The sequence below is a fragment of the Streptomyces sp. NBC_01477 genome (genome assembly GCF_036227245.1).
Lineage (GTDB): Bacteria > Actinomycetota > Actinomycetes > Streptomycetales > Streptomycetaceae > Actinacidiphila.
Genome location: NZ_CP109445.1, coordinates 6,809,339 through 6,836,108, shown reverse-complemented (window position 1 = coordinate 6,836,108; position 26,770 = coordinate 6,809,339). Strand labels below are relative to the sequence as shown.

General features: G+C 72.9%; 23 protein-coding genes. 7 read left to right on the top strand and 16 right to left on the bottom strand.

Annotation, left to right across the window (positions count from 1 at the left end; all coding sequences use genetic code 11):
* Positions 1 to 52: 52 nt before the first annotated feature.
* Complete coding sequence (gene uvrA / locus OHA86_RS29040; protein ID WP_329179930.1) at positions 53 to 3,013, bottom strand: excinuclease ABC subunit UvrA; 2,961 nt, start codon at positions 3,011 to 3,013, stop codon at positions 53 to 55.
* A 243-nt stretch (positions 3,014 to 3,256) separates the two neighbouring features.
* Here uvrA and OHA86_RS29035 point away from each other — a divergent pair, with 243 nt between their 5' ends.
* Together OHA86_RS29035 and OHA86_RS29030 are read left to right on the top strand one after the other, a co-directional pair.
* Positions 3,257 to 3,991 carry a maleylpyruvate isomerase family mycothiol-dependent enzyme gene (locus tag OHA86_RS29035; protein WP_329179928.1) on the top strand — a complete coding sequence of 245 codons (735 nt, stop codon included), beginning with the start codon at positions 3,257 to 3,259 and terminating at the stop codon, positions 3,989 to 3,991.
* A gap of 4 nt (positions 3,992 to 3,995) precedes the next feature.
* Entirely contained in the window at positions 3,996 to 4,652 is a 657-nt protein-coding gene (locus OHA86_RS29030; protein WP_329179927.1) for an MBL fold metallo-hydrolase, read from the top strand.
* Positions 4,653 to 4,750: 98 nt separating this feature from the next.
* On the opposite strand, the gene OHA86_RS29025 is transcribed toward OHA86_RS29030, so the two are convergent.
* From OHA86_RS29025 to OHA86_RS29015, 3 genes are all read right to left on the bottom strand, one after another.
* Entirely contained in the window at positions 4,751 to 5,185 is a 435-nt protein-coding gene (locus tag OHA86_RS29025; RefSeq protein WP_329179926.1) for a PASTA domain-containing protein, read from the bottom strand.
* An 84-nt stretch (positions 5,186 to 5,269) separates the two neighbouring features.
* Positions 5,270 to 5,719 carry a hypothetical protein gene (locus tag OHA86_RS29020; RefSeq protein WP_329179924.1) on the bottom strand — a complete coding sequence of 150 codons (450 nt, stop codon included), beginning with the start codon at positions 5,717 to 5,719 and terminating at the stop codon, positions 5,270 to 5,272.
* Complete coding sequence (locus OHA86_RS29015) at positions 5,716 to 6,195, bottom strand: hypothetical protein (RefSeq protein ID WP_329179922.1); 480 nt, start codon at positions 6,193 to 6,195, stop codon at positions 5,716 to 5,718. The genes OHA86_RS29020 and OHA86_RS29015 overlap by 4 nt, the downstream gene beginning before the upstream one ends.
* Positions 6,196 to 6,234: 39 nt before the next feature.
* Between OHA86_RS29015 and OHA86_RS29010 the strand changes: the two genes are divergently transcribed.
* Together OHA86_RS29010 and OHA86_RS29005 are read left to right on the top strand one after the other, a co-directional pair.
* Entirely contained in the window at positions 6,235 to 7,188 is a 954-nt protein-coding gene (locus OHA86_RS29010) for a helix-turn-helix transcriptional regulator (RefSeq protein WP_329179921.1), read from the top strand.
* 113 nt (positions 7,189 to 7,301) lie between these two features.
* Positions 7,302 to 7,664 carry a hypothetical protein gene (locus OHA86_RS29005; RefSeq protein ID WP_329179920.1) on the top strand — a complete coding sequence of 121 codons (363 nt, stop codon included), beginning with the start codon at positions 7,302 to 7,304 and terminating at the stop codon, positions 7,662 to 7,664.
* Here the strand turns inward: OHA86_RS29005 and OHA86_RS29000 are convergent.
* The 7 genes from OHA86_RS29000 to uvrB form a co-directional block, all read right to left on the bottom strand.
* Positions 7,645 to 9,291 carry a protein kinase domain-containing protein gene (locus tag OHA86_RS29000; RefSeq protein ID WP_329179918.1) on the bottom strand — a complete coding sequence of 549 codons (1,647 nt, stop codon included), beginning with the start codon at positions 9,289 to 9,291 and terminating at the stop codon, positions 7,645 to 7,647. The two genes, OHA86_RS29005 and OHA86_RS29000, sit on opposite strands and share 20 nt — an antisense overlap.
* A gap of 225 nt (positions 9,292 to 9,516) precedes the next feature.
* Positions 9,517 to 10,326, bottom strand: a complete 810-nt coding sequence (locus tag OHA86_RS28995; protein ID WP_329179916.1) for a serine/threonine protein kinase — start codon at positions 10,324 to 10,326, stop codon at positions 9,517 to 9,519.
* 184 nt (positions 10,327 to 10,510) lie between these two features.
* Entirely contained in the window at positions 10,511 to 11,554 is a 1,044-nt protein-coding gene (locus OHA86_RS28990; RefSeq protein ID WP_329179914.1) for a cytochrome c oxidase assembly protein, read from the bottom strand.
* An 80-nt stretch (positions 11,555 to 11,634) separates the two neighbouring features.
* Complete coding sequence (locus OHA86_RS28985; protein WP_329179912.1) at positions 11,635 to 12,681, bottom strand: TerC family protein; 1,047 nt, start codon at positions 12,679 to 12,681, stop codon at positions 11,635 to 11,637.
* Between the two features lie 86 nt (positions 12,682 to 12,767).
* Positions 12,768 to 14,702 (bottom strand): TerD family protein, encoded by a 1,935-nt coding sequence (locus OHA86_RS28980; RefSeq protein ID WP_329179910.1) that lies wholly within the window; start codon positions 14,700 to 14,702, stop codon positions 12,768 to 12,770.
* Between the two features lie 62 nt (positions 14,703 to 14,764).
* Complete coding sequence (locus tag OHA86_RS28975) at positions 14,765 to 15,343, bottom strand: TerD family protein (RefSeq protein ID WP_329179908.1); 579 nt, start codon at positions 15,341 to 15,343, stop codon at positions 14,765 to 14,767.
* Positions 15,344 to 15,452: 109 nt separating this feature from the next.
* A complete protein-coding gene (gene uvrB, locus OHA86_RS28970; protein WP_329179907.1) occupies positions 15,453 to 17,546 on the bottom strand; it encodes an excinuclease ABC subunit UvrB in 2,094 nt (697 codons plus the stop codon).
* An 87-nt stretch (positions 17,547 to 17,633) separates the two neighbouring features.
* Here uvrB and OHA86_RS28965 point away from each other — a divergent pair, with 87 nt between their 5' ends.
* On the top strand, positions 17,634 to 18,161 hold the full coding sequence (locus tag OHA86_RS28965; protein WP_329179905.1) for a methylated-DNA--[protein]-cysteine S-methyltransferase: 528 nt from the start codon (positions 17,634 to 17,636) through the stop codon (positions 18,159 to 18,161).
* A gap of 152 nt (positions 18,162 to 18,313) precedes the next feature.
* On the opposite strand, the gene OHA86_RS28960 is transcribed toward OHA86_RS28965, so the two are convergent.
* The 5 genes from OHA86_RS28960 to rpsA all read right to left on the bottom strand — a co-directional run bounded on the left by OHA86_RS28960 (position 18,314) and on the right by rpsA (position 23,049).
* The gene (locus OHA86_RS28960) at positions 18,314 to 19,249 is read right to left on the bottom strand and encodes a slipin family protein (RefSeq protein WP_329179903.1); all 936 of its coding nucleotides are present in this window, start codon (positions 19,247 to 19,249) and stop codon (positions 18,314 to 18,316) included.
* Positions 19,250 to 19,383: 134 nt separating this feature from the next.
* Complete coding sequence (locus OHA86_RS28955) at positions 19,384 to 19,746, bottom strand: tetratricopeptide repeat protein (protein WP_329182598.1); 363 nt, start codon at positions 19,744 to 19,746, stop codon at positions 19,384 to 19,386.
* Between the two features lie 97 nt (positions 19,747 to 19,843).
* Complete coding sequence (coaE, locus tag OHA86_RS28950) at positions 19,844 to 20,458, bottom strand: dephospho-CoA kinase (RefSeq protein WP_329179901.1); 615 nt, start codon at positions 20,456 to 20,458, stop codon at positions 19,844 to 19,846.
* A 14-nt stretch (positions 20,459 to 20,472) separates the two neighbouring features.
* Positions 20,473 to 21,411 carry a PAC2 family protein gene (locus OHA86_RS28945; protein ID WP_329179899.1) on the bottom strand — a complete coding sequence of 313 codons (939 nt, stop codon included), beginning with the start codon at positions 21,409 to 21,411 and terminating at the stop codon, positions 20,473 to 20,475.
* A gap of 135 nt (positions 21,412 to 21,546) precedes the next feature.
* A complete protein-coding gene (rpsA, locus tag OHA86_RS28940) occupies positions 21,547 to 23,049 on the bottom strand; it encodes a 30S ribosomal protein S1 (protein ID WP_329179897.1) in 1,503 nt (500 codons plus the stop codon).
* A gap of 284 nt (positions 23,050 to 23,333) precedes the next feature.
* On the opposite strand from rpsA, the gene OHA86_RS28935 reads away from it, so the two are divergent.
* Together OHA86_RS28935 and hrpB are read left to right on the top strand one after the other, a co-directional pair.
* Positions 23,334 to 24,155, top strand: coding sequence for a class I SAM-dependent methyltransferase (locus OHA86_RS28935; protein WP_329179895.1), 822 nt, complete (start codon positions 23,334 to 23,336; stop codon positions 24,153 to 24,155).
* Positions 24,156 to 24,270: 115 nt separating this feature from the next.
* Complete coding sequence (gene hrpB, locus OHA86_RS28930; protein ID WP_329182597.1) at positions 24,271 to 26,766, top strand: ATP-dependent helicase HrpB; 2,496 nt, start codon at positions 24,271 to 24,273, stop codon at positions 26,764 to 26,766.
* Positions 26,767 to 26,770: the final 4 nt, after the last annotated feature.

Sequence of the window (26,770 nt, the reverse complement as noted above, 5' to 3'; positions counted from 1 at the left end):
CGGCTGTGCCGCCACGCCCCGCCTCGGCCGGTGGCGCGGCCCGGCCTCTGGGCTAGGCCTTGGCGGCGCGCTTCCTGGGGGCGGCGGTCTTCTTGGCCGGCGCGGCCTTCTTGGGCGCCGCCTTGGAGGCCGCGCGCTTCCTGGGCGCGGGCACGGCGGCGTCGCTGACCCGGTCGGCGCCCAGGACGTCGCGCAGGAACTTGCCGGTGTGGCTGGCCGGGACGCCCGCGACCTGCTCGGGAGTGCCCTCGGCGACCACCAGACCGCCGCCGTTGCCGCCTTCGGGGCCCATGTCGACGACCCAGTCGGCGGTCTTGATGACATCGAGGTTGTGCTCGATGACGATCACCGAATTGCCCTTGTCGACCAGCCCGGACAGCACCTTGATCAGCTTGCTGATGTCCTCGAAGTGCAGCCCGGTGGTCGGCTCGTCCAGGACGTACACGGTCCGCCCGGTGGAGCGCTTCTGCAGCTCCGAGGCGAGCTTGACGCGCTGGGCCTCGCCGCCGGACAGCGTCGGCGCGGACTGTCCGAGCCGTACGTATCCCAGGCCGACCTCGTGCAGGGTGCGCAGATGGCGGGCGATGGTCGGCACCGCCTCGAAGAAGTCCAGCGCCTCCTCGATGGGCATGTCCAGCACCTCGGCGATGGACTTGCCCTTGTAGTGCACCTCCAGGGTCTCCCGGTTGTAGCGGGCACCGTGGCAGACCTCGCACGGCACGTACACGTCCGGCAGGAAGTTCATCTCGATCTTGATCGTGCCGTCGCCCGCGCAGTTCTCACAGCGGCCGCCCTTGACGTTGAAGGAGAAGCGGCCGGGCTGATAGCCGCGGACCTTGGCCTCCATCGTCTCGGCGAACAGCCGCCGCACATGGTCGAACACCCCGGTGTACGTCGCCGGGTTGGAGCGCGGGGTGCGGCCGATCGGCGACTGGTCGACGTGCACGACCTTGTCCACCAGGTCGTCGCCGTCCACCCGGGTGTGCCGGCCCGGCACACTGCGCGCGCCGTTCAGCTCGCGGGCCAGGTGGGTGTAGAGGATGTCGTTGACCAGAGTGGACTTGCCGGAGCCCGACACACCGGTGACCGCAGTGAGCACGCCCAGCGGGAAGGACACGTCGATGTCCTGCAGATTGTGCTCGCGGGCGCCGCGCACGGTCAGCCGCCGCTCGCGGTCGATCGGGCGGCGCACGTCCGGGGTCGGGATGACCCGCTTGCCGGCCAGATACTGCCCGGTCAGCGACTCCTCGTTGACCAGCAGCTCCTTGAGCGAGCCGGAGTGCACGACCTTGCCGCCGTGCTCGCCGGCGCCCGGGCCGATGTCGACCACCCAGTCGGCGGTCTTGATGGTGTCCTCGTCGTGCTCCACCACGATCAGCGTGTTGCCCAGGTCGCGCAGCCGGACCAGCGTCTCGATCAGCCGGTGGTTGTCGCGCTGGTGCAGGCCGATGGACGGCTCGTCCAGCACATAGAGCACACCGACCAGGCCGGAGCCGATCTGGGTGGCCAGCCGGATGCGCTGCGCCTCGCCGCCGGACAGCGTGCCCGCCGCCCGGTTCAGCGACAGATAGTCCAGGCCGACGTCGACCAGGAACCTCAGCCGCTCGTTGACCTCCTTGAGCACCCGCTCGGCGATCTTGCGGTCGCGGGCGTCCAGCTTCATCGCGCCCAGGAACTCGGCGCAGTCGCTGATCGACATCGCGGAGACGTCGGCGATGGAGCGGTCCTGCACGGTGACGGCCAGCACGATCGGCTTGAGCCTGCTGCCCTCGCAGGTCGGGCAGGGCACCTCGCGCATGTAGCCCTCGAAGCGCTCCCGGCTGGAGTCGCTCTCGGAGTCCTGGTGCCGGCGCTTGACGAACGGCACCGCACCCTCGAAGTGCGCGTTGTACACCCGGTCACGGCCGTAGCGGTTCTTGTACGCGACGCGGACCTCGGACTTGTGGCCGTAGAGCAGTGCCTTCCTGGCCCGGGCGGGCAGTCCGGCGAACGGGATGTCGGTACGGAAGCCCAGCTCGGTGGCCAGTCCGTCGACCAGGCGCTCGAAATACCCCTTGGACATGCCGCCGGTCCAGGGCGCGATGGCGCCCTCCTGGAGCGACTTCTGGTCGTCGGGGACGATCAGCTCCGGGTCGACCTCCATCCGGGAGCCGATGCCCGTGCAGTCGGGGCAGGCGCCGAAGGGCGAGTTGAAGGAGAAGGAGCGCGGCTCCAGCTCTTCGAAGGACAGGTCGTCGTAAGGGCAGTACAGGTGCTCGGAGAACATCCGCTCGCGCTGCGGGTCGTCCTCCGGCAGATCGACGAAGTCGAGGATGACCATGCCGCCGGACAGGCCCAGCGCGGTCTCGACGGAGTCGGTGAGCCGCCGCTTGGCGGAGTCCTTCACCGTGAGGCGGTCGACGACCACCTCGATGGTGTGCTTCTCCTGCTTCTTGAGCTTGGGCGGGTCGGTGAGCTGGACGGTGACGCCGTCCACCCTGGCCCGGCTGTATCCCTTGGTCTGCAGGTCCGCGAAGAGGTCGACGAATTCGCCCTTGCGCTCGCGGGCCAGCGGCGAGAGCACCTGGAAGCGGCTGCCCTCCTCCAGCTCCAGCACCCGGTCGACGATGGCCTGCGGCGACTGCCGGGCGATCGGGCGGCCGCACTCGGGGCAGTGCGGCTTGCCGATCCGGGCGAAGAGCAGCCGCAGATAGTCGTACACCTCGGTGATGGTGCCGACGGTGGACCGCGGGTTGCGCGAGGTGGACTTCTGGTCGATCGAGACGGCCGGCGACAGGCCCTCGATGAAGTCCACGTCCGGCTTGTCCATCTGGCCGAGGAACTGCCGCGCGTAGGACGAGAGCGATTCGACGTACCGGCGCTGGCCCTCGGCGAAGATCGTGTCGAAGGCCAGCGAGGACTTGCCGGAACCGGACAGGCCCGTGAACACGATGAGCGAGTCCCTGGGCAGCTCCAGCGAGACGTTCTTCAGATTGTGCTCGCGAGCGCCACGGACGATGAGTCGATCGGCCACGCCAGTGCGCACCTTTCCTAGAGATGGGGGGAGAGTCGGCACCCCCCGGTCAGCGTAAACGGGGCGCACTCGGCTTTTCTTCCTGTCGCTGCGGTTGCGACACAACGACCATATAGCACGCGCATTCGAATTACGGGATCGTACCGCCAGGTTCACCCGATCGTGTGGTGCGCATCGCTCTGCGTGCCGCGGGGCATACGGAAAGCTGACGTCCGTACCGCCGACGACCCACCGGGAGCGCCTGTGACCGTCCAACGACCCGACCCCGACCGCGATGCGGCCGAGCTGGCGGAAGCCACGGAGCAGCTGCTCGCCGCCGCGGCCGGGCTGTCCGCGCAGGACCTGGCGGGCGCCTCCCTGCTGCCCGGCTGGACCCGGGGCCATGTGCTGGCCCACCTCGCCCGCAACGCCGACGCCCTGGTGAATCTGCTGGCCTGGGCGCGGACCGGCGAGGAGACCCCGATGTACGCCGACGCGGCCACCCGCGACCGCGACATCGAAGCGGGCGCCGGCCGGCCGCCCGCCGAGCAGCTGGACGACCTGCGGGACTCCGCCGGCCGTCTCGCCGCTGCCCTGGCGGCACTGCCGCCCGCCGCCTGGGCGAGCCAGGTCGCGATGCGCTCGGGGCGGGTGATCGCGGCGGCCGAGATCCCCTGGCTGCGGCTGACCGAGGTGCGGCTGCACCACGTCGACCTCGACGCCGGCCACACCGCGGACGACCTGCCGGCCGCCTTCGCCGACCGCGAGCTGGCCTGGGTCGTCGACCGCCTGGCCGCGCACGAGGGCGTGGCCCCCGTCCGGCTGCGCGACACCGGCTCCGGCACCTCCTGGGACCTGGGCGCCGCGGCGGAGCCCGAGCTGACCGTCTCGGGTCCGGCGCGCGCCCTGCTCGCGTGGGTCAGCGGCCGCGGCAAGGGCGACGGCCTCGACGTCAGTCCCGCAGGACACCCGCTGCCGGTGCTGCCGCCGCTAGGCTGACGCCATGGCGTACAGCGGACAAGTGACGGTGGGCGGGCCCCCCGACGTACACGAACTCAGCGATCTGATCATCAGCAAGGTCGCGGTCGGCCCGATGAACAACAACGCATACCTGCTGCGCTGCCGCGCCACCGGTGAGCAGCTGCTCATCGACGCGGCGGCGGAGCCCCGGACCCTGCTCGACCTGATCGGCGACGACGGGCTGGCCTCGGTGGTCACCACCCACCAGCACGCCGACCACTGGCAGGGCCTCGGCCCGGTGGTCAGGAAGACCGGCGCGCGGACGTACGCGGGCCGGGACGACGCCGAGGGCATCCCGGTCCCCACCGACGTGCCCGTCGACGACGGCGGCACCATCGACGTCGGCCGGATCACCCTCACCGCCCGCCACCTGGTCGGCCACACCCCGGGCAGCATCGCGCTGGTCTACGACGACCCGCACGGCCACCCGCACGTCTTCACCGGCGACTGCCTCTTCCCCGGCGGGGTCGGCAACACCCACGACGACCCCGCGGCCTTCACCTCGCTGCTGGACGGCGTCACCGCCAAGCTCTTCGACGCCCTTCCTGACGAGACCTGGGTCTACCCGGGCCACGGCGACGACACCACGATCGGTGACGAGCGGCCCCACCTCGACGAATGGCGCAAGCGCGGCTGGTGAGCAGGCCGGCGCCTTCTCCCGTGCCTCCCCCTCCGGCGAAGGGGGAGGCCGGCGCACCCACCCGCACGCACATCTCCGCGCCGGCCACGTCCCGGCCGTCAGTGATGGCGGGCGCGGCTCTTGCGGGACTTCGTGACGCGGTGGGTCATGGACGAGCGGCGGGTGGACGGGGTCGCCTTCGCGCCGCCGTCCCTGGCGGGGCAGCTCTCGGTGAGCTTCGCCACTGACAGGCGGACCGGCACACCGGTGTCGGCCGTGCCCGCGGCCGGGCTCTGGAAGCAGACCCTCCAGTCGGCGGCCGAGGCCGCCGAACGCTTCGCGCCGGTCGCGTCGGTCACGCTGACGTTGCCGAAGCCCGCGCCTGACGCGGTGGCACGGGCGGCGGCCAGGGTCTGCCCGCTCAGGCTGGGCAGCATCCGGTGGACGCCGGTCTTCTTGTAGGGCGATCCGCCACCGCAGCCGGCGAGCGCGACCACCGCGGCAGCGGCGGTCACGGTGGCGAGGCAGGCCGTGGATATCCGGGCGTACGGCAAGGGTCCCCCTGGTCTCGATGGCACTCGACGGCGTCAGGTGACGCTCGGTCAAGGGGGTGATGATGCCAGCCCCCGGGCGGGCGGTCAGTGGCGGGTCAGGTCCATGACCCAGTTGCTCAGCCAGGTGTCGCCGCCGTCCACCGAGAACGCCTGCTCCCAGCGGGCGGTGTCCTGCGTGATGCCGGACCAGGTGAAGCGCGCCCTGACGTCCTTGCCGTGGTAGGTGTCGTCGCCGTGGAAGACTCCCGTGCCGTCGGTGAAGCGGCCGGTCACCGGCGGGAAGAGCAGGCCGGTGCTGCTGCTCGACCGGTACAGCGACCATTCGCCGCGCTCCGGGTCGTACAGCCGCAGCGTCAGGCCGGCCGTGCCCTTGGTGGGGAAGACGGTCTCGTCGAAGTTCGCGCCGCCGTCGAAGTGCCGGGAGGCGGTGCTGACACCGGGGAAGTCCTCCCAGGCGCTGTCCGCGTCGAGGAAGTCGGCACGCCGGCGGTTGGCGATGTCCCAGTTGCCGGTGAGGAAGTCGAAGTCGCTCACGTGCGGTCTCCCGTGCTGCCCGCGGGCAGCGAGTCGTCGAGGTAGCCGGCCAGGTCGGGCCGGTCGGGGGCGAGGACGTGCCGGACCCAGGCGTCGCGCTCGTGCAGGATCGGCGGCAGTTCCCAGACGCAGCCGATCAGCCGGGGCTCCAGCCGCACGAAGTGCGTCGGGTCCCGGTCGGGGCAGCCCAGGACGGGCTGCCCCGCCACGGCTGCCGAGAAGTGCAGCGCGTTGTCCCATGCCCAGGTGTAGGCGTTGAGATAGGCCCCGTCGTCCCCTCCCCTGTGGAGGACGGCGAAGGCCGCGCCGGGCGTGCCGTCGCCTTCCGGCAGCAGGTCGGGCAGGATCGCGTACGCCGCCTTCTGCACATCGGGCGCGATGCCGGACGGGTCGGCGGTCACGTGGTAGCGCTTGACGCGCCGGCCCCCGACCTCGATCGGCGGCGGCACGGTGAGGAACTTCTCGCGGAAAGCCATGGCTGGACCGTACGACCGGTTCACTGACACCTTGTGTCAGTGAAGTCCAGCCGTCTGCTGTCGATCCTGCTGCTGCTCCAGACCCGCGGCCGGATGACCGCCGCCGAGCTGGCCGCGGAGCTGGAGGTGTCGCCGCGGACCGTCTACCGGGACGTGGAGTCGCTGCACACGGCCGGTGTGCCGCTGTACGGCGACGCCGGCCACCGGGGCGGCTACCAGCTGCTCGCGGGCTACCGCACCCGGCTGACCGGGCTGAACGCGGGCGAGGCGGAGGCGCTGTTCCTGTCGGGCGCGCCGGGACCCGCGGCGGAACTGGGCCTCGGCCCCGCGCTGGCCACCGCCCAGCTCAAGCTGAGGGCCGCGCTGCCGGCCGGACTGCGCGAGCAGGCCGACCGGATGCGCGCCCGCTTCCACCTGGACGCGCCCGGCTGGTACGCCGCCGACGCCGAGGTGCCGTTCCTGCCGCAGGTCGCCGACGCGGTGTGGAACGGCAGGGTCCTCGATGTGCGCTACCGCCGCTGGAAGGAGCCGACCGACGTCGACCGGCGGCTCGAACCGTACGGCCTGGTCCTCAAGGCGGGCCGCTGGTACACGGTGGCGGGTCCCGGGCCGCACACCTACCGGGTCGACCAGATCCTGCGGCTGACCGTCGGCGCGGAGCGCTGCGAGGTGCCCGCGGACTTCGACCTGGCGGACCACTGGCGGCGCTCCCAGGAGGACTTCCACGCCCGGCTGCACCACGGCGAGGCGGTGGTACGGCTGTCGCCGCGGGCCGCCGCGCGGCTGACCGGGTCCGCCGCGCGGGCGCTGGAGGCGACCGGCAGGGCCGAACCGGACGGCTGGACCCGCGCCACGCTGCCGACCGAGTCGCTGGACCAGGCGCACGCGTTCTTCCTGTCGCTGGGCGCCGAGGCGGAGGTGCTGGACCCGCCGGAGCTGCGGGACCGGCTCGCCGCGACGGCCCGCGCGCTCGCCGCGGCCTACCAGCACTGACCCAGGGGGCACCGACCGCCACACCCTGTCATCTGTCAGGAGCGGAGCGTGGTCGCCGCCGGTTACGTTTCTGGTGGCCGGCAGGACGGTCGGCCCCAACGGAAGGAAAGACCATGCGGAAGATCACCAGGGCGGTCACGGCAATGGCGTTCGCAGCGGGTGTGGTGGCCACGGGCGGTCTCACCAACGCGCAGGCGGCAGGCAGTTCATGGGACGGCTGCCCGTCGGGCGCGGTCTGTGTCTACGCCCAGGACGCGGAGGCCGTGACACCGACCGACGTCTACTGGAGCTACGGCGCCCACAACCTGAGCAACCAGGTCGGCTGGCACTGGGTGCTCAACAACCAGACCGGCGGAGCCCACGCCCGTCTGTGCCTGGGCTCCAACGGCACCAACTGCAACTACGACATGGCCGCGCAGCACGGGGTGCGCGCCGACCTCACCCCGGTCAACTCCATCACCTTGGACCGCCCGTAGCGGCCGGGTGGAGCGCGTAGCCGGCCATATAGCGCCGGACCGTGTCGACGTAGGGCTGTACGCGGGCCGGGACACCGTGGGCGTCGACGATGGTACGGACGCTGGTGCGGTAGGCCGCGGCGATCCACGAGGGGAGGTCGCCGCGCATACCGTCCAACTTCAGCTGCTGGTCGACCCAGCACAGATAGACGCCCATGGTGGCGATGGCGTCCGGTGCGGACATGTAGCTCTTGCGCCCGTCCAGGTCGCCGTCGACCGCCCAGGCGTTGAAGACCCTGGGCGTCCACATGGCGACTCCGTATTCGTCGGTGGCGGGCCGGCGGGCATGGACGTCGAAGCCGCTCTCCGCCTTGAGCATCGCGGCGATCAGGGCGGGGGTCACCTCCGGCTCCGCGCACAGTCGGGCGGCCTGACCGATGGACGGGCGCAGGGCGGCCGGGACGTCGGACTGGGCCGGGAGGATGTCGTTGACGGAGGCGATCGTGGCCACCGGCGGCGCGCCCGATCCCGCCTTCGGGCGGGCCGGGCGGCTGTCGTCCGTCAGCAGCAGGCCGGCGCCGGCCGCGAGCAGCACGCCGACCAGGGCGGCCGGCAGCAGGACCTGGCGCCGGGTGCTGCGCGCCGGGGCCCTGGTTCCGGCGGGGCCGAGGGCCGCGACGCGGGCGGCCAGCCCGTCGGCGGTCAACCCGGCGCGGGCGGCGTGGTCGGGGGCCAGGCAGTCGGTGATGAGCCGGTGCCAGCCATCGGGGAGGGACGGTGCCAGCCGCAGGGGGGCCGCGCCGCGGGCGTAGGACTGGGCGGCCAGCGCCCGGGCGCGGGCGGTGGCGCCGGGGAAGGGGTGCAGTCCGCCGCACAGCACCTCATGGGCCAGGATCCCGTAGGCCCAGATGTCAGCGGTGGGGCGGACGGCGGTGCCCTGGCTGCCGGTGCGGGCCGACCACCACTCCGGCGGGAGGTGGTCCAGGGTGCCCATGGGGGGAACGTAGGCGTGGGTGCCGTCGAGTTCCGCGGTGAGGCCGAAGTCCGCGAGCCACACCTCGCCCTGCGGTCCCAGCAGGATGTTGGCGGGCTTGAGGTCGCCGTGCAGCCAGCCCGCGCGGTGCAGATGTGCCAGTCCTGCGGCGGCGCCGCGCAGGATGCGGCCGGCGTCGGGGGGTGGGCGGCCCGCGTCGACGGTGTCGAGGACGTCCTGGACACTGCGGTCGGCGCGGTCCATGACCAGGGCGGTACAGCCGTCGAGGTCGGGGCGGCCGGGGTCGCGGACGGTCAGCGCCTCGACGGTACGGATCAGGTGCGGGTGGTGTGCGGCCAGGCTGAACCGCACCTCCCGGCGCACCAGGTCGGCCATCGCGGCCTGCTGGCCGGGGCTCAGCAGGGCGGTGCCGAGGAATTTCACGGCGGCCGCGGTGCCGTCCGCGCCCCGGGCGGTGTAGACGCTGCCCCAACTGCCCGAGCCGATCAGCCCGGTGACCGTCCAGTCGCCGAGCCGGTAGCCGTCCGGCACATCCACGGGCGCCCGGCGGCCCCGCCCGTCCTCCCGGGCACGGCCGCCCGCCGAGTCCCGCTCGCCCTGCCGGGTCCGGTCGGCCGCCGGGTCCCGCTCCTCCGCCCGGGCGCCGCCGGCCACCGGGACCTGGCCAGCGTCGAGGGCGGCGTCCGGGCCACCGTCCGGGCCACCGTCCGGGCCACCGTCCGGGGCGCGGCCCGGGCCACCGTCCGGGGCGCGGCCCGGGCCACCGTCCGGGGCGCGGCCCGAGGGAGGGTGCGGGCCGCGACCGCCCGCGGGGTCCCGGCCATCGTCGGGGGCGGCGCCCGATGCGGCATGCGGGGTGGGGTCCGGTGCGGGCATGGGTCAGCTCGCCCGGGTGGGCTGACGGGCCGCGGGGGATGGCCGGGAGGGCGGCCGGGGCGGCAACAGGGCCAGATGCTCTTCCCTGACCAGGTCGAAGCGTAGGGCGAAGGCGACGAGTTCTTCGCGCTTGCCGCCGGCGAGGGTGTCGGTGTCCGGGTCGACGGAGTCGTCGCGCAGCCGCAGTTTGGCCGAGGCGAGGTAGTCGACGTGGTAGTTGACGGCGGACCGGGTCAGGTCGCGGCAGGAGGTGAGCGGGCGCAGCCTTTCCAGGACGTCGCCGACCCCGGGGACGGCACCGGTCGAGGCGTTGCGCAGCCGCGGTTCGCACAGGGCGAGCAGGACCAGGAAGTATTTCGCGGTCGCGTCGAGGGCGAAGGGCATGACGGTGTGTTCGCCGCCGGCCGGGCCGCCGCCGGTGTCGTCGCGGTAGGCGTGCTGGGGTGCGAAGACCTTGAAGCTGGCCTGCGCGCCCTCCGAGGGGAGGACGACCCGGGAGAATTCGAACGGCACGGGTGCGCCGAGCCGTCCGGGCGCGACCTTGATGTGCTCGCCCGCGCCTTCCAGATTCTCCACCACATAGGTGGCGGTGCGGCTGTAGTTGGACAGCCGCCAGTAGTCCTCCGCGGCGGTGATCTGCCCGGCGCAGCGCGACACTCCCGGGTCGGGCAGCCGCACCGGCACCGGCCGTCCGGGGGCGCCGCGCCCGAAGTCCGCGGTCTCCCCCGGTCCCAGCTTGAGCAGCCGCGGCCGGCCCGCGGGCTCGGCATGCAGCCCGCGCACCTCCGGCAGTTGCACGATGACCGTGTCCATGACCCAACCCCCGTTCCGTCACCCGGATCACACGTATCTCACCGTAAGTGACGAGCCGCGCCGGAGCGCAGTTGCGCAATCAGGGCAGACGACCGAGGAGTTCACCCGGTCGGGGGAGCCCGGTGGGCCGGTCGGGTGACGGGGCGAACGCCACTGCGGCGGAGAAGGGCGCCGGGCGTGCCGGTCAGCGCCCCCGGCGCATCCGCTCGCCGACCTCGCCCTGGTCGGTCTCCCACCAGGGCCTGGTCATCCCGGGCACAGCCGGGGCGGCGGGCGGCGCGGCGGCAGCGGTCCCGGACATAGCGGAGGCCGGAGCGGACGCGGCGGCGGACACGGCGGCGGACACGGGTTCGGAGGACGGCGCGACCGCCACCAGTGCCTCGCGGTCGAGGCGGGCGTCCAGTTCGGCGGTCTTGGTGCGCTCGGCCCGCCACCACTCCATGAAGACCAGCAGGATGAAGGGCAGCCCGACGAGTTCGGCCAGCGTCAGCATCAGTCCGCCGCCGAGCATCTGGTCATGGCGCACACCGGGCCCCCAGGTGCGGGGGTGGTCGGTGTACCAGTGGCCGGCGACCAGGGTGCCGCTGGTCATCACCACGATGCCGGGCACCGAGTCGAACAGCCCGTCGAGGAAGACCAGCGCCGCCCGCACCGGGTGGGTGCACCAGCGCGGCAGCAGTTCCTGCCGGCTGAGCATCGGCAGCACGAACAGGCTCCCGGTGAGCAGCAGTTGCAGATGCATCAGCTGGCGGACCAGCGGGTTGCCCAGCGCGGTGGCGAAATACGGCGTGAAGTAGATGGTCAGCTCGGAGGCGAGCACCAGCAGCGAGCTGACCAACGGATAGGTCAGGGCGCGCACCGGCCGGGAGGAGAAGGCCCGGTGCAGCCGCCCGCCCGGCTCTGCCAGCCCCAGCGGGTCGCCGAGGGCGAGGCCGAGCGGGGCGAAGAGGTCGAGCAGGATGTTCTGCACCGCCGCGGGCCAGAACAGCACCCGGTCGTAGACGGCGAGCGAGGACATCGTGGCGACCACCAGGGTGCCCAGGCCCAGCGCGTAGAAGGCGGCCGTACGCCACAGCGGCCACCGTTCCCCCGCGCGCCGCCTGCGGCGTACCCCGTAGGCGTACCAGGCGCCGAGCAGCACGACGACGGCGAGAGCCACCGTGTCGAGCTGCCAGGCGTCGAAGTACCGGGCTCCGGTCAGCTCGGGGAGGGCCTGGGGGCTCGCCACATCCGTGCCTTTCCACGTCTACCGTCGCTACGGGGCCACGGTAGACCCCGGCGCGCGGTGCGCGGCGCGCCGGGGGGAGGTCAGGCGCCTATGTGCTGGTCGGGACGGTCGGCGGGCGTGTCGCCGCCGTCGCCCTCGGTGTCCCCGGTGGAGTCGGTGCCGGATCCGGCCGGGTCCTGGCCGTCGTTGCCGCGGACGGCCAGCAGGCTGGTGGCGGTGGTGACGGCGAGGACGACGACGATGACGCCGAGCGAGACCGGGATGGAGATCTCCGGCACGTGGACGCCCGCCTCGTGGAGCGCGTGCAGCACCAGCTTCACGCCGATGAAGCCGAGGATCACCGACAGCCCGTAGGACAGGTGGACCAGCTTCTTGAGCAGCCCGCCGATCAGGAAGTACAGCTGCCGCAGGCCCATCAGGGCGAAGGCGTTGGCGGTGAAGACGATGTAGGGGTCCTGGGTGAGGCCGAAGATCGCCGGAATGGAGTCCAGGGCGAAGAGCACATCGGTGGTCCCGATGGCCAGCATCACGATCAGCATCGGCGTCATCAGCCGCTTGCCGTTCTCGGTGATGAACAGCCGCGTGCCGTGGTAGCGGTCGGTGGCGGGCACCCGCTTCTCGACCATCTTGAGCAGCCGGTTCTCCTCGAACTCCGCGTCGTCCTGCTGCTCGGTGCGGGCCTCCTTGATCAGCTTCCAGGCCGTCCAGATCAGGAAGCCGCCGAAGATGAAGAACACCCAGGAGAAGCTGGCGACGATCGTGGCGCCCGCGGCGATGAAGACCGCCCGCAGCACCAGGGCGATCAGCACACCTACCAGCAGGACGCGCTGCTGGTAGTGCGAGGGCACCGCGAACTTGCCCATGATCAGGACGAAGACAAAGAGATTGTCGACGCTGAGCGATTTCTCGGTGATGTAGCCCGCGAAGAACTCTCCGGCCGGCTGTCCGCCGGAGAAGAGCAGCAGGCCGAGGCCGAAGAGCGCGGCCAGGACCACCCAGACGGCGGTCCACAAACCGGCCTCACGGACCGATACATCATGCGGGGTGCGGCCGATCAGGAAGTCCGCGGCGATCAGCGCGCACAGGCCGGCAATGGTCAACACCCAGAGGGCGAGGGAGACGTCCACAGGTCCTCCGTCGGGTCGAAAAGACTCGGTCAAAGAACCGTACACGAATAACCAAGGAATGGTAAAGTTAACCCCAAGAGTGCAGGTCAGGCCCCATACGCCGGGCGTGCCGCGGCCAGCTGCCTGAGCACATCGGTGAGGATCCGGCTGCCCGGCGGCACCAGCGGCGGCTCGTACGTCCAGGCGTGCCCGACCCACGGGTCGGCCAGATGGTCGCTGGGCAGCGGGGTGAGCCGCAGCAGCGAACGCCACAGCGGGTCGAGCACGGGACCGTACGCCGCCGCGTCCTCCCGGTCGGCCACCACCAGCAGATGGACGCCCGCCGAGGGGCCCTCGTCGGCGAGATAGCGCAGCTGGTTGACCGACCGGTCGTCGAAGCCGTACGGGAACTCGTTGACGATCAGCAGCTGCTCGGCGGTGTCGAAACCGGGCGGCAGGTCCTCGGCGGCGCCACCGCGTTTGGCCATCTGGATCAGGTCGACCCGCTCGGTGAGCCGGGTCAGCAGCTCGCTCACCCCGGCCGCGCCCGCGGCGGGCGGCGGCAGCACGAGCGCGCCGCCGGAATGCAGCGGGGCGAGCGCGGTCGCGCCCGATCCCGCCGGGTCCAGGGCGTGCACCGCGAAGGCGCCCACCGGGTGCGAGGCGAGCAGCCGGGCCGCCACCGCCACCGCCGTCTCCATGGCCGCCCTGCGGTTCTCGGCGCTGTCCACCCACAGGCCGCGTTCCAGCGGGAGCCGGCTCAGCAGCGGGATACGCAGCTCGGGCGCCTCCGGCAGGCACAGGCTGCCGAGGCGGACGGCGAGCGGCAGCCGCTCGGGCACCCGGTAGCCGTGCCACACCGGATTCTCCCAGCCGGCGAACTCCGGCGGCAGCGCCGGCTCGACGGCCTCGGCCTCCGCGGTGAGCTGCGCCAGGTCCCGGTCGAGCACCGCCCTGGCCTGGTCGACCAGCGCCGCCTGCTTGCCCTGGGCGTCCTCGCGGGCCGCCTCCGCCGCCGCGCCGCCCCGGGTGCGCGGGTCGGCCAGCAGCCGGTCCAGCTCCTGCTCGAAGCGCGACTCGGCGAAGTCCGCGGCGCTGCGATACGCCGCCACCGACCGCGACAGGTCCTCGAACATGCCCCAGACCTGGTTGTAGAGCCGCTCGTCCATCGAGCGCCCCGCCGCGTCCCCGGCCACCGGCACCCGCGGCGCGTCCGCGGGCGGAGGCGCCGGCGCCGGACGGTCGTCGCGGGGCGGCGGCACCTGGCCCGGCCGCGCGGGCGGGGCCGGCGGCGGAGTGGCGGGCGCGGTGCGGCGCCTGGGGTGCCGGTAGTCCACCGGACCCCCGGCCCCGGACGGCTGCGCGCCGGCCGCGGCGCCCGTTCCCGAGGTGCGGTCGGCCTGGTGGGAGCCCGTCCCTGACGGATTCGCGGCGGCGCTGCCCGCGCCCGCGGGCGCGGGCAGGTCGACCGAGCGGGCCTGCTCGCGGTCGACCGCGATGTGCACGGCTGCGGCCGACCCCGCCGGGTCGGGAACCCCCTGGTCGAGGAACAGCGCGGGCAGGCCGCCCCGGTAGCCCTGGCCGACCGCGCGGACCTTCCAGGCCGACTGGCGGCGGTACAGCTCGACGGCCAGCAGGGCGGTCTCCGCGCCGAGGCCGGTGATGGTGAAACCGGCGATGGCGGCGCCTTCCGGCGTGGTGACCGCGACCCGGGGAGCGGGGACGGCGCCGAAATCGGCTGGGGCACCCGGGCGGGCCGCCGCGCCGGGCAGCGCGAGCAGCACATGCACCCGGTGCACCGCGGGCGGCATCGCGCCGAGGTCCACCGCGAGCCGGTGCTCCGCCGCGGCCTGCCGCGGCACCTCGACCCCGGCCAGCTGCGGCTCACCGGGGTGGGCGAGCCAGTCCCCGTCGCCGACGACCCGCCCCGCCTCGTCCCCGAGGGTGACCGCGGCCACCACCGGTGCACCCGCCGAGACCCGGATCTCCAGCCGGTTGCCGGGCAGCGGATGGTTCTGCCCCCGGACCAGTTCGGCCGCCATGTCCGCCGCCCCCGTCTTTCTGTGTTAGGTGAACTGCTACGGCCTGCCGGCCGGACCCGCTGTCAGAGGGCGGGAAGAATGGCCGGGATCAGGTCCTGGAAGGTCCGCCCGTTGGCCGGGGTGCCGATCGCCGTCATCGACCAGCCGGTCGTGCCGCGCTGCACCTTCGCCATGATCTGCGCGGTGTACGCGCCGCCGCCGGTCAGGGTGTAGCGGGCCAGTTCCTGGCCGTTGGTCTCGTCCACCAGCCGGCAGAACGCGTTCTCCACCTCGGCGAAGGTCTGGCCGGTGAAGGAGTTCACGGTGAAGACGATCTGGTCGACATGGACCGGGACGCGGGACAGGTCGACGATGATCGACTCGTCGTCGCCGCCCTGGCCGACGCCGCCGACCAGGTTGTCGCCGGTGTGCCGGACGGAACCGTCGTCACTGGTGAGGTGGCGGAAGAACACCACGTCCACCGGCTGCTTGTCGGCGAAGAGCACCGCGGAGGCGTCCAGGTCGATCTCCCGGGTGCGGCTTCCGAACAGCCCGCGACGCGGTGCCGCCTTCCAGCCGAGCCCCATCCTGACCGCCGTCAACGAGCCTCCGTCGGCCTTGCTCAGGCTGATCTTCTGGCCCTTGGTCATGTTGACCGTCACGCGCTTGCCCCTCTCACCCGTCACCTGATGTGTGCGGTTGTTGCCCCGCACCCTAACAAGACGCGGGGCGACCGTATCCCGGTTCGTCCTGCGGCGATTTCCGCCGGAGTCACGCCATTCCCGCGTCCCGCATCTGGCGCAACTCCTTTTTCAGGTCTCCCAGTTCGTCCCGGATCCTGGCGGCCACCTCGAACTGCAACTCCGCCGCCGCCGCGTGCATCTGGTCGGTCAGCTGCCCGATGAGGTCGGCCAGCTCCTCGGCGGGCAGCGCCTCCGCGGAGCGCTTGCCGCCCTTCGACGACAGGCCGGGCACCGGTGCCTTGCCGCGCGAGCGCTGGCGTCCGGAGCCGAGCAGCTCCTCGGTGTCGGCGTCCTCCCGGGCGAAGGAGTCGAGGATGCCGGCGATCTTCTTGCGCAGCGGCTGCGGATCGACCCCGCGCTCGGTGTTGTACGCGATCTGCTTCTCGCGGCGGCGGTTGGTCTCCTCGATGGCCCGCTCCATACCGGGGGTGATCCGGTCGGCGTACATATGGACCTGGCCCGACACGTTACGGGCCGCGCGGCCGATGGTCTGGATCAGCGAGGTGCCCGAGCGCAGGAAGCCCTCCTTGTCCGCGTCCAGGATCGCCACCAGCGACACCTCAGGCAGGTCGAGGCCCTCACGCAGCAGGTTGATGCCGACCAGCACGTCGTACTCGCCGGCCCGCAGCTCCTGCAGCAGCTCCACCCGGCGCAGGGTGTCGATGTCGCTGTGCAGATAGCGCACCTGGATGCCCAGCTCCAGCAGGTAGTCGGTGAGGTCCTCGGACATCTTCTTGGTCAGCGTGGTGACCAGGACCCGCTCGTCCTTCTCGGTGCGCAGCCTGATCTCGTGCACCAGGTCGTCGATCTGGCCCTCGGTGGGCTTGACCACCACCTCCGGGTCGATCAGGCCGGTCGGGCGGATGATCTGCTCCACCACACCGTCGCCGCGCGACAGCTCGTACGGACCCGGGGTCGCCGACAGGTAGACGCTCTGGCCGACCCTGGTCAGGAATTCCTCCCACTTCAGCGGCCGGTTGTCCAGCGCGGACGGCAGCCGGAAGCCGTGGTCCACCAGGGTGCGCTTGCGCGACGCGTCGCCCTCGTACATCGCGCCGATCTGCGGCACGGTGACATGCGACTCGTCGATGACCAGCAGGAAGTCCTCGGGGAAGTAGTCGATCAGGGTGTCGGGGGCGCTGCCCTGCTCGCGGCCGTCGATGTGCCGCGAGTAGTTCTCGATGCCGGAGCAGCTGCCGATCTGCCGCATCATCTCGATGTCGTAGGTGGTGCGCATCCGCAGCCGCTGGGCCTCCAGCAGCTTGCCCTGCTTCTCCATCTGCGCGAGCTGCCCCTCCAGCTCGTGCTCGATCCCGGCGATGGCCCGCTCCATGCGCTCGGGACCCGCCACGTAGTGGGTGGCGGGGAAGACGTAGATCTGCTCGTCCTCGGTGATGACCTCGCCGGTCAGCGGGTGCAGGGTGTACAGCGCCTCGATCTCGTCGCCGAACATCTCGATCCGCACGGCCAGCTGCTCGTACACCGGGAAGATCTCCACGGTGTCGCCGCGCACCCGGAAGGTGCCGCGGGTGAACGCCATGTCGTTGCGCGTGTACTGGATGTCGACGAAGCGGCGCAGCAGCTGGTCGCGCTCGATCACGTCGCCGACCTTGAGCCGCACCATCCGGTCGATGTACTCCTGCGGGGTGCCCAGGCCGTAGATGCAGGACACCGAGGCCACCACGACGACGTCGCGCCTGGTCAGCAGGGAATTGGTGGCGGAGTGCCGGAGCCGCTCCACCTCCTCGTTGATCGAGGAGTCCTTCTCGATGTAGGTGTCGGTCTGCGGGACGTACGCCTCGGGCTGGTAGTAGTCGTAGTACGAGACGAAGTATTCGACCGCGTTGTTCGGCAGCAGCTCGCGGAATTCGTTGGCCAGCTGCGCCGCGAGGGTCTTGTTCGGCGCCATCACCAGGGTGGGGCGCTGCAGCCGCTCGATCATCCAGGCCGTCGTGGCGGACTTGCCCGTGCCGGTGGCACCGAGCAGCACCACGTCCTGCTCCCCCGCGCGGATCCGCCGCTCCAGGTCGTCGATGGCCGCCGGCTGGTCGCCGCTGGGCTGGAAGGGACTGACGACCTCGAAAGGCGCCACCGTGCGTTCGATGTCTGATACGGGCCGCATGAAACCACCGTACGACCACCCACTGACAATCCGCCCGGCCCGCGGTCCCGTGCGGCGTTGTCGGACCCTCCCCCTACGCTGGCGGGCATGACGAGCGCTGCCTGGACCGTGTACGACGCGCCCATCGGACCGCTGCTGGTGGCGGCCACCGAGGAGGGCCTGGTCCTCGTCGTCTTCAGGGCCGGCGAGGAGACCGCCGCGCGGGCGGTGGCGGCGGTGGGACGCCGGCTGGGCTGCGCGCCGGTGGAGGACGCCGCGCGGCTGGCGCCGGTGACCGCCCAGCTGGACGGTTACTTCGCGGGCACGCTGAAGGACTTCGACCTGCCGCTGGACTGGTCGCTGATCACCGGTTTCCAGCGGCGGGTGCTGCGGGAGCTGGCCGAGGGGGTGCCGTACGGCACGGTGGTCGGCTATCAGGACCTGGCCGACCGGGTCGGCGAGCCGGACGCGGCCCGCGCGGTGGGCGGTGCGATGGGCGCCAATCCGCTGCCCGTGGTGGTGCCGTGCCACCGGGTGGTCGAGAGCGGCGGCGGCATAGGCGGCTTCGGCGGCGGCCTGGAGATCAAGCGGACGCTGCTCGCGCTCGAAGGAGTGCTCCCGGCGCCACTGTTCTGACCGCCACACCACCGCCGGCCGGCCCCGAGCCCGTACGAGCGCCGGGTGCACACCGGCAGTGGCGGGCGTACGGCCGGGTGGCCCGGCGGCGGGCGTACGACCGCGGGCCGCGGCGGCGGGGTCACGACCGCGTGGCGCCGCAGCCGCGCGGGCTACTCCTCGGACGTCCTCGGGTCGGGGATCTGCAGCGGGGACGCCGACCCCGGCAGCTCGGTGCGGCCGGCCTGCTCGACCTCGGCCGGCTCGTCCGCCGCCGCCACCTGCGGCGCGGCGGCCGGCTGCTGCCCGGCCGGGGGCGCCTCGGGCGCGCCCGGCGCCGCGGCGCCCGAGCCCTGCGCGGCGCGGTCGAAGAAGCGCAGCAGCTCGACGGGGAAGGGCAGCACCAGCGTCGAGTTCTTCTCGGCGGCGACCTCCACCACCGTCTGGAGCATGCGCAGCTGGAGCGCCGCCGGGTTGGCGTCCATGGTCCTGGCCGCCTCGGAGAGCTTGTGCGAGGCCTGGAGCTCACCGTCGGCGGTGATGATCCTGGCCCGCCGCTCGCGGTCCGCCTCCGCCTGGCGCGCCATGGAGCGCTTCATGGACTCGGGCAGCGCCACGTCCTTGATCTCGACCCGGTCGATGTGCACACCCCAGCCGGTGGCAGGCGTGGACAGCATCAGCTCCAGGCCCTCGTGCAGCTTCTCCCGCCCGGACAGCAGGTCGTCCAGGTCGCTCTTGCCGATGATGGAGCGCAGCGAGGTCTGCGCCACTTGGAGCATCGCGAACTGGTAGTTCTGCACGTCCACGGTCGCCCGGATCGGGTCCACGACCCGGAAGTAGAGCACCGCGTCCACCCGGACCGACACATTGTCGCGGGTGATGCCCTCCTGCGAGGGCACCGGCATGGTGACGACCTGCATGTTGACCTTGGTCATCCGGTCCATGAAGGGCACCAGCAGGCGCGGCCCCGGCTCCTTGGGCAGCGCGTTGACCCGGCCGAAGCGGTAGACGACGCCGCGCTCGTACTGCTTGACGACCCGCAGGCCGCTCAGCATCGATATCAGGCCGACCACCGCTGCGACGACCAGCACTACCACGACGACTTCCATGTCCCCCCGCTCCGCTCGGCCAAGGGTGTGAAGATAACGGCAGCGCCCGGCGGACGCATCCGCGAGGGGCGCTTTCTTGACAGGACCTTTGACGAGCCGTCGGCGCCGACAGCGGCACCGTCCCCGGGCCTGTCCTAGGACTCGAAGCGGGCCGCCGCGAGATAGTCGGGGCGCGGGTCGAGGGCGGCGGCCAGCCGGAAGTGCCGTTTCGCCTCGTCGGCCCGGCTGGCCCGCTCCAGGGTGCGGCCGAGCGCGAAGTGGGCGAACGCGTTGTCCGGCTCGCGCTCCAGCACGATCTGGAACTCCAGCTCCGCGGGCCGCAGTTGCGCGGCGAGGAAGAAGGCGCGGGCACGCAGCAGCCGGGCCGCGGTGTTCTCCGGGTGGGCGGCGATGACCGGGTCGAGCAGCTTGACCGCGCCGCGCGGGTCGCGCGCGGCGAGCAGGTGCTCAGCGGCGCGGAAGTCGATCACATCGGTCTCTGGGGTGCGCTCGGGCAACTCCGCCTCCCTGACATCGGGCACGGGGACGAATGATCGTCCGCTCAGACATACCCAACACACCGCCCGGCAATCGCATTCCCTCGCAACCGCCCGGCTACGCCCCGTCCCGCGCCGCCCGCAGCCGCTCGCGCAGCTCGGCCCACACCGCGCGGACCTGCGGCTCCAGCGCGTCGAGCGGGCCGTCGTTGTCGATCACCAGGTCGGCGACCGCGAGGCGTTCGGCGCGGCTCGCCTGGGCGGCCATCCGGGAGCGGGCCTCGTCCTCGGCCATGCCGCGCAGCCGTACCAGCCGGTCGAGCTGGGTGGCGGGGTCGGCGTCCACCACGACGACCAGGTCGAAGAGCGGGGCCAGCCCGTTCTCGGTGAGCAGCGGCACATCCTGGAGCACGATGTCCCCGGGGCCCGCGGCCCGTCGCAGTTCGTCGGAGCGGGCCGCGATCAGCGGGTGCAGGATCGCGTTGAGCGCCTTGCGCCGGTCCTCGTCGGCGAAGACGACCGCGCCGAGCTTCGGCCGGTCCAGCGACCCGTCCGGGGCCAGCACACCGGTGCCGAACTCGGCGACCACCGCGGCCAGCCCTTCGGTACCGGGCTCGACCACCTCGCGGGCGATCCGGTCGGAGTCGACCAGGACCGCCCCGTAGGACGCGAGCAGCCGCCCCACCTCGCTCTTGCCGGCTCCGATGCCGCCGGTCAGACCCACTGTCAGCATGGCGGCCAGCCTACTCAGCGACCGCCGTCGTCCTCCCGGTCGGCCAGGAAACGCTCGAACTCGGCCGCGAGGTCGTCGGCCGTGGGCAGGTCGACGGGCTCGGCGATCAGGCTCTCGCGGGACTGCGACCCGGCGACCGCGTCGTACTGGCTCTCCAGGCCGCGCACCACGGACACCAGTTCGCCGTCGCCCTCGGCGACCTGCCGGTCGATCTCGACCCGTACGGTGTGCGCCTCATTGCGCAGGGCGTGGGCGATCTCGGGCAGCACAAGGCCGGTGGCGGCGGTGATCGCCTCCAGCACGGCGAGGGCCGCGTCCGGATACGGGGAGCGCGCCAGATAGTGCGGCACATGCGCGGCGACCCCGAGTACATCGCGGCCCGCCTCGGCCATCCGCAGTTCGACCAGCGCGGCGGCGCTGCCGGGCACCTGGGCCTCGTCGAACCAGGCGCGGTGACCGGGCATCAGGTCGACCCGGTTGCCGTGCGGGGTCAGGCCGACCGGGCGGGTGTGCGGCACGCCCATCGGGATGCCGTGGAAGTTGATGGCGAGCCGGACGCCGAGGCGCTCGACGACCTGGAGCACCGCGGTGGCGAAACGCTCCCACTCCACATCCGGCTCCGAGCCGGTGAGCAGCAGGAACGGGGTGCCGGTGGTGTCGCGCACCAGATAGAGGTCGATCTCCGGCGCTTCGTAGGACGTCCAGTGGTCGCGCTCGAAGGTCATCAGCGGCCGGCGGGCCCGGTAGTCGACCAGCCGGTCGGCGTCGAAACGCGCGATGAGCTGGTTGTCGAGCCGGTCCAGCAGCTGCTGGCTGATCTGCTCACCGGTCTCGCCGGCGTCCATGAACCCCTCGAAGTGGTACAGCAGCACGGGCCCCGCGTCCCCGACCGCTTCGTCCACGGCCTCGGCCCCGCCCGGCACGTACTCATACAGCCCTTGCGGATCCAGCACGATGATCGCCCTCCTCATTCTCTGTCACCACAACGAACAACCCCGGCCCGCCATTCCCCCGCACGGCCCAGGACGCAGTGCGGCCCCGCCCCCCCTGGAAAGGGGGGCGGGGCCGCGACAGCTGGTGGCTACCGGTCAGCTCTGGCCGCCGGCCAGCTTCTCGCGCAGGGCCGCCAGGGCCTCGTCGGAAGCCAGGGCGCCGGAGGTGTCGTCGGACTCCGAGGAGTACGAACCGCCGCCGGTGCCCGCGCCGCCGGACGCCGGAGCCGCGCTGCCGGCCTCGGCCGCCGCCTGCTCGTCGGCCTCGCGGGACTTGATGACCTGCGCCTGGTGCTGCTCGAAGCGGGTCTGGGCCGTGGCGTACTGGCCCTCCCACTCCTCGCGCTGCTTGTCGTATCCCTCGAGCCAGTCGTTCGTCTCGGGGTCGAAGCCCTCGGGGTAGATGTAGTTCCCCTGGTCGTCGTACGACGCCGCCATGCCGTAGAGCGTCGGGTCGAACTCGACCGAGGCCGGGTCGGAGCCGAAGGACTCGTTGGCCTGCTTGAGGGACAGCGAGATCCGGCGACGCTCCAGGTCGATGTCGATGACCTTGACGAAGATCTCGTCGTTGACCTGGACGACCTGCTCCGGGATCTCCACGTGGCGCTCGGCCAGCTCGGAGATGTGGACCAGGCCCTCGATGCCCTCGTCGACGCGGACGAACGCGCCGAACGGGACGAGCTTGGTGACCTTGCCGGGCACGACCTGCCCGATCTGGTGCGTCCGGGCGAACTGCTGCCACGGGTCTTCCTGGGTCGCCTTCAGCGACAGGGAGACGCGCTCGCGGTCCATGTCGACGTCCAGGACCTCGACCGTGACCTCCTGGCCGACCTCGACGACCTCGGAGGGGTGGTCGATGTGCTTCCAGGACAGCTCCGAGACGTGCACCAGACCGTCGACACCGCCGAGGTCCACGAACGCACCGAAGTTGACGATGGAGGAGACGACGCCGGAGCGCACCTGGCCCTTCTGCAGGGTGGTGAGGAAGGTCTGGCGGACCTCGCTCTGGGTCTGCTCCAGCCAGGCACGGCGGGACAGCACCACGTTGTTGCGGTTCTTGTCCAGCTCGATGATCTTGGCTTCGAGCTCCTTGCCCACGTAGGGCTGGAGGTCGCGCACCCGGCGCATCTCGACCAGCGAGGCGGGCAGGAAGCCGCGCAGGCCGATGTCCAGGATGAGACCGCCCTTGACGACCTCGATGACGGTACCGGTGACGATGCCGTCCTCTTCCTTGATCTTCTCGATGGTGCCCCACGCGCGCTCGTACTGCGCACGCTTCTTCGAGAGGATCAGGCGGCCTTCCTTGTCCTCCTTCTGGAGAACCAGGGCCTCGATCTCATCGCCCACGGCGACGACCTCGTTGGGGTCGACGTCGTGCTTGATGGACAGCTCGCGGGAGGGAATGACACCTTCGGTCTTGTAACCGATGTCGAGCAGGACCTCGTCCCGGTCGACCTTCACGATGACGCCGTCGACGATGTCGCCGTCGTTGAAGTACTTGATCGTCTCGTCGATCGCGGCGAGGAAGGCTTCCTCGTTGCCGATGTCGTTGACCGCCACCTGCGGGGTGGTACGAGGGGCCTCGGTGCTGCTCGTCATTAGGGAAAGGACTCCGGTACGGACAGTAAGTCGTAGGTACTGCTACGCCGGGAGCCTTTTTCAATCCTGCCCCGATACCGCCGGCGGTGAGGCCGAGGGGATCGTGCGGCAAAGTCGAGCGTGGCCTGCTCGGTCTGAGGCGCGCAGGCTCGCAGCGCAACTTGTAGCATACGGGGGCAGCCGTGCAGGGTCAATGCACGAAGAGCGCACCGGACGCGTAACGAACCAAACCGGCGCATGTCCACCGACCGCAGGTCTTTCCAGAGAGTACGACGACTGCCGCGATGATCCAAGGACCCGAACCCGAAGCCACCCGGCGCAGCGCCGGCGTCACGGAGAGCAGCCGGGCCAGCCGTGGCTGGTGGGACCGCAACGCCGACGACTACCAGATCGAGCACGGCGACTTCCTCGGCGACGACCGGTTCGTCTGGTGCCCCGAAGGACTGGACGAGGCGGAGGCCGCGCTGCTCGGCCCCGCGGCCGGTCTCAAGGGCCGCGCGGTGCTGGAGATCGGCGCGGGCGCCGCCCAGTGCTCGCGCTGGCTGGCCGCGCAGGGCGCGCTGCCGGTGGCGCTCGACCTGTCGCGGCGGCAGTTGCAGCACGCGCGGCGGATCGACCAGGAGGCCGAGGGGTCCGCGCCGCTGCCGCTGGTGCAGGCCGACGCCGCCTTCCTGCCCTTCGCCGACGGCTCCTTCGACCTGGCCTGCTCGGCCTACGGCGCACTGCCCTTCATCGCCGACACCGCCCGGGTGCAGCGCGAGGTGCGCCGGGTGCTGCGGCCCGGCGGGCGCTGGGTCTTCTCGGTCACCCACCCGGTGCGCTGGGCCTTCCCCGACGAGCCGGGGCCCGAGGGGCTGACCGCCGGGTCGTCGTACTTCGACCGGACGCCCTACGTCGAGCAGGACGACCGCGGCCTGGCGGTCTACGTCGAGCACCACCGCACGCTCGGCGACCGGGTGCGCGAGATCGCCGCGGCCGGGCTGCGGCTGGTCGACCTGGTCGAACCGGAGTGGCCGGCCTGGAACGAGCAGGAGTGGGGCGGCTGGTCCCCGCTGCGCGGCCGGCTGCTGCCGGGCACCGCGGTCTTCGTGTGCGTGGCGGAATGACGGTACGCGGCGGAGCCCGCTGCCCCGCCGCTGGTGCCCGGGCGGCGCGGTGACCGGCCCAACAGCGGGCGCGGGCGGCCCGGGGCCGGACGGTACGGGCTCGGGCGGCCCGGCGATCCGGGCCGAGGGGCGCGCCCTGCCGGTCGCCGCCGTCGTACCCGCGCTGCTCGACGCGCTCGCCGGCCACGGGTGCGCGGTGCTGGCCGCGCCGCCCGGCACCGGCAAGACCACGCTGGTGCCGCTGCTGCTGCCCGGCGCGGACGGGGGTCCCCCCGGGCGGGTCGTCGTCGCCGAGCCGCGCCGGATGGCGGCCAGGGCCGCCGCCCGCCGGATGGCCTGGCTGCTGGGCGAGCAGGTCGGCGCGACGGTCGGCTTCACCGTGCGCGGCGAGCGGCGGGTGTCAGCGGCCACCACCGTGGAGGTGGTGACCACCGGTGTGCTGCTGCAACGGCTCCAGCGCGACCCGGAGCTGGCCGGCGTCGGCACCGTCGTGCTCGACGAGTGCCACGAGCGGCACCTCGACGCGGACACCGCGATGGCCTTCCTGCTGGACGTACGCGCCACGCTGCGTCCTGAGCTGCGGCTGGTGGCCGCGTCCGCGACGACCGACACGGCGGCCTGGGCCGCGCTGCTCGGCGCGCCCGTGGTGGAGGCGGCAGGCGTGCTGCACCCGGTGGCGGTGCGGTGGGCGCCGCCACCGCGGCAGGTCCGGCCGCCGCACGGCATGCGGGTGGACCCGGCGCTGCTCGACCATGTCGCGGCGGTCGTCCGCGGGGCGCTGGCCGAGGGCGGCGAAGCGGGGGACGTGCTGTGCTTCCTGCCCGGCGTCGGGGAGATCGCCCGGGTGGCCGGCATGCTGTCCGGGCTCGGTGCCGACGTCCTCCAGCTGCACGGGCGGGCCCCGGCCGCGGTCCAGGACGCGGCTCTGGCGCCGGGGCAGCGCCGCCGGGTCCTGCTGGCCACGTCGGTCGCCGAGTCCAGCCTGACCGTGCCGGGGGTGAGGACGGTGGTCGACAGCGGCCTCGCCCGTGAGCCGCGGATGGACCACGCCCGGGGCCTGGGGGCGCTGACCACTGTCAGGGTGTCGCGGGCCGCGGCCGAGCAGCGGGCCGGGCGCGCCGGACGTGAGGCGCCCGGCACGGTGTACCGCTGCTGGGCGCAGGGCGAGCACGACCGGCTGGCCCGGCAGCCCGCGCCGGAGATCGCGCTGGCCGACCTCACCGGCTTCGCCCTCCAGGCCGCGTGCTGGGGCGAGCCCGACGCCACCGGGCTGGCGCTGCTCGACCCGCCGCCGCCCGGCGCGCTGGCCGCCGCGCGCACCACCTTGCGCACGCTGGGCGCGGTCGACGCGGCGGGCCGCGCCACCCCGCGCGGGCGCGGGCTGGGGTTGCTCGGCCTGCACCCGAGGCTGGCCCGCGCGCTGCTGGACGCCGCGCCCGCGCTGGGCGCCGCGCGGGCCGCCGAGGTGACCGCGCTGCTGTCCGAGGAGGTCCCGGCCGGCTACGGCCCCGACCTCGCCGCCGCCTGGCACACCGCCCGCCGGGGCGGCGACGCCTACGGCGCCCGCTGGCGCACCGAGGCCCGCCGGCTGGAGGCCGCGCTGCGTACCGCGGGCGGCAGGTTTCCCGGGGGCGGCCACGCGCCGGGCGACGACGCCGCCGCGGGGCTCGTCGTCGCGCTGGCCTTCCCCGAGCGGCTGGCGCGGCGGCGCCCGGACGGCGGGTATCTGATGGTGTCGGGCACCGGAGCCGAGGTCGGGCCGGGGCTCGGCGGGGCCGAGTGGGTGGCGGTGGCGGTGGCCGACCGCGGTGCGGGCCGGGCGGCGGCGCGCGTGCGGCTCGCCGCGGTGGTGGACGAGCGGACGGCCCGCGACGCCGCCGCCTGGGCGCTGGAGCGCTACGAGGAGGTCCGCTGGGCGCAGGGCGACGTGGTGGCCAGGCGGGTGGAGCGCCTGGGCGCGGTGGAGTTGGCCGCGGCGCCGCTGCGCTCGCCCGACCCGGCCGCGGTGCGGGCCGCGCTGCTCGACGGGCTCACCGCCGAGGGCACCGGGCTGCTGCGGTGGAGCAGGGACGCCCGGGAGCTGCGGCAGCGGATGGCGTTCGTCCACCGGGTGCTGGGCGCGCCCTGGCCTGATGTCGCGGAGGACGCGCTGCTGGCCCGCGCCGGCGAGTGGCTGGGCCCGGAGCTGGCCGCCGCCCGGCGCCGCGCGGACCTGGAGCGGATGGAGGCGGGCGCGGCCCTGCCCAGGCTGCTGCCGTGGGCGGGCGGCGCGGCGGCGGGGTTCGGCGAGCTGGCGCCCGAGCGCATCGAGGTGCCGACCGGCTCGCGGATCCGTGTCGACTACAGCGGCGAGCAGCCCGTACTGGCCGTCAAACTCCAGGAGTTGTTCGGCCTCGCGGACACCCCGCGGGTCGCCGGGGTGCCCGTGCTGGTCCATCTGCTGTCGCCCGCGGGGCGCCCGGCCGCGGTGACCGCGGACCTGGCGTCCTTCTGGCGGGACGGCTACCGGGCGGTGCGCGCCGAACTGCGCGGCCGCTACCCGCGGCACCCGTGGCCCGAGGACCCCTCGACCGCCGTACCGACCCGGCGCACCAACTCCCGGCGGACGTAGGTCC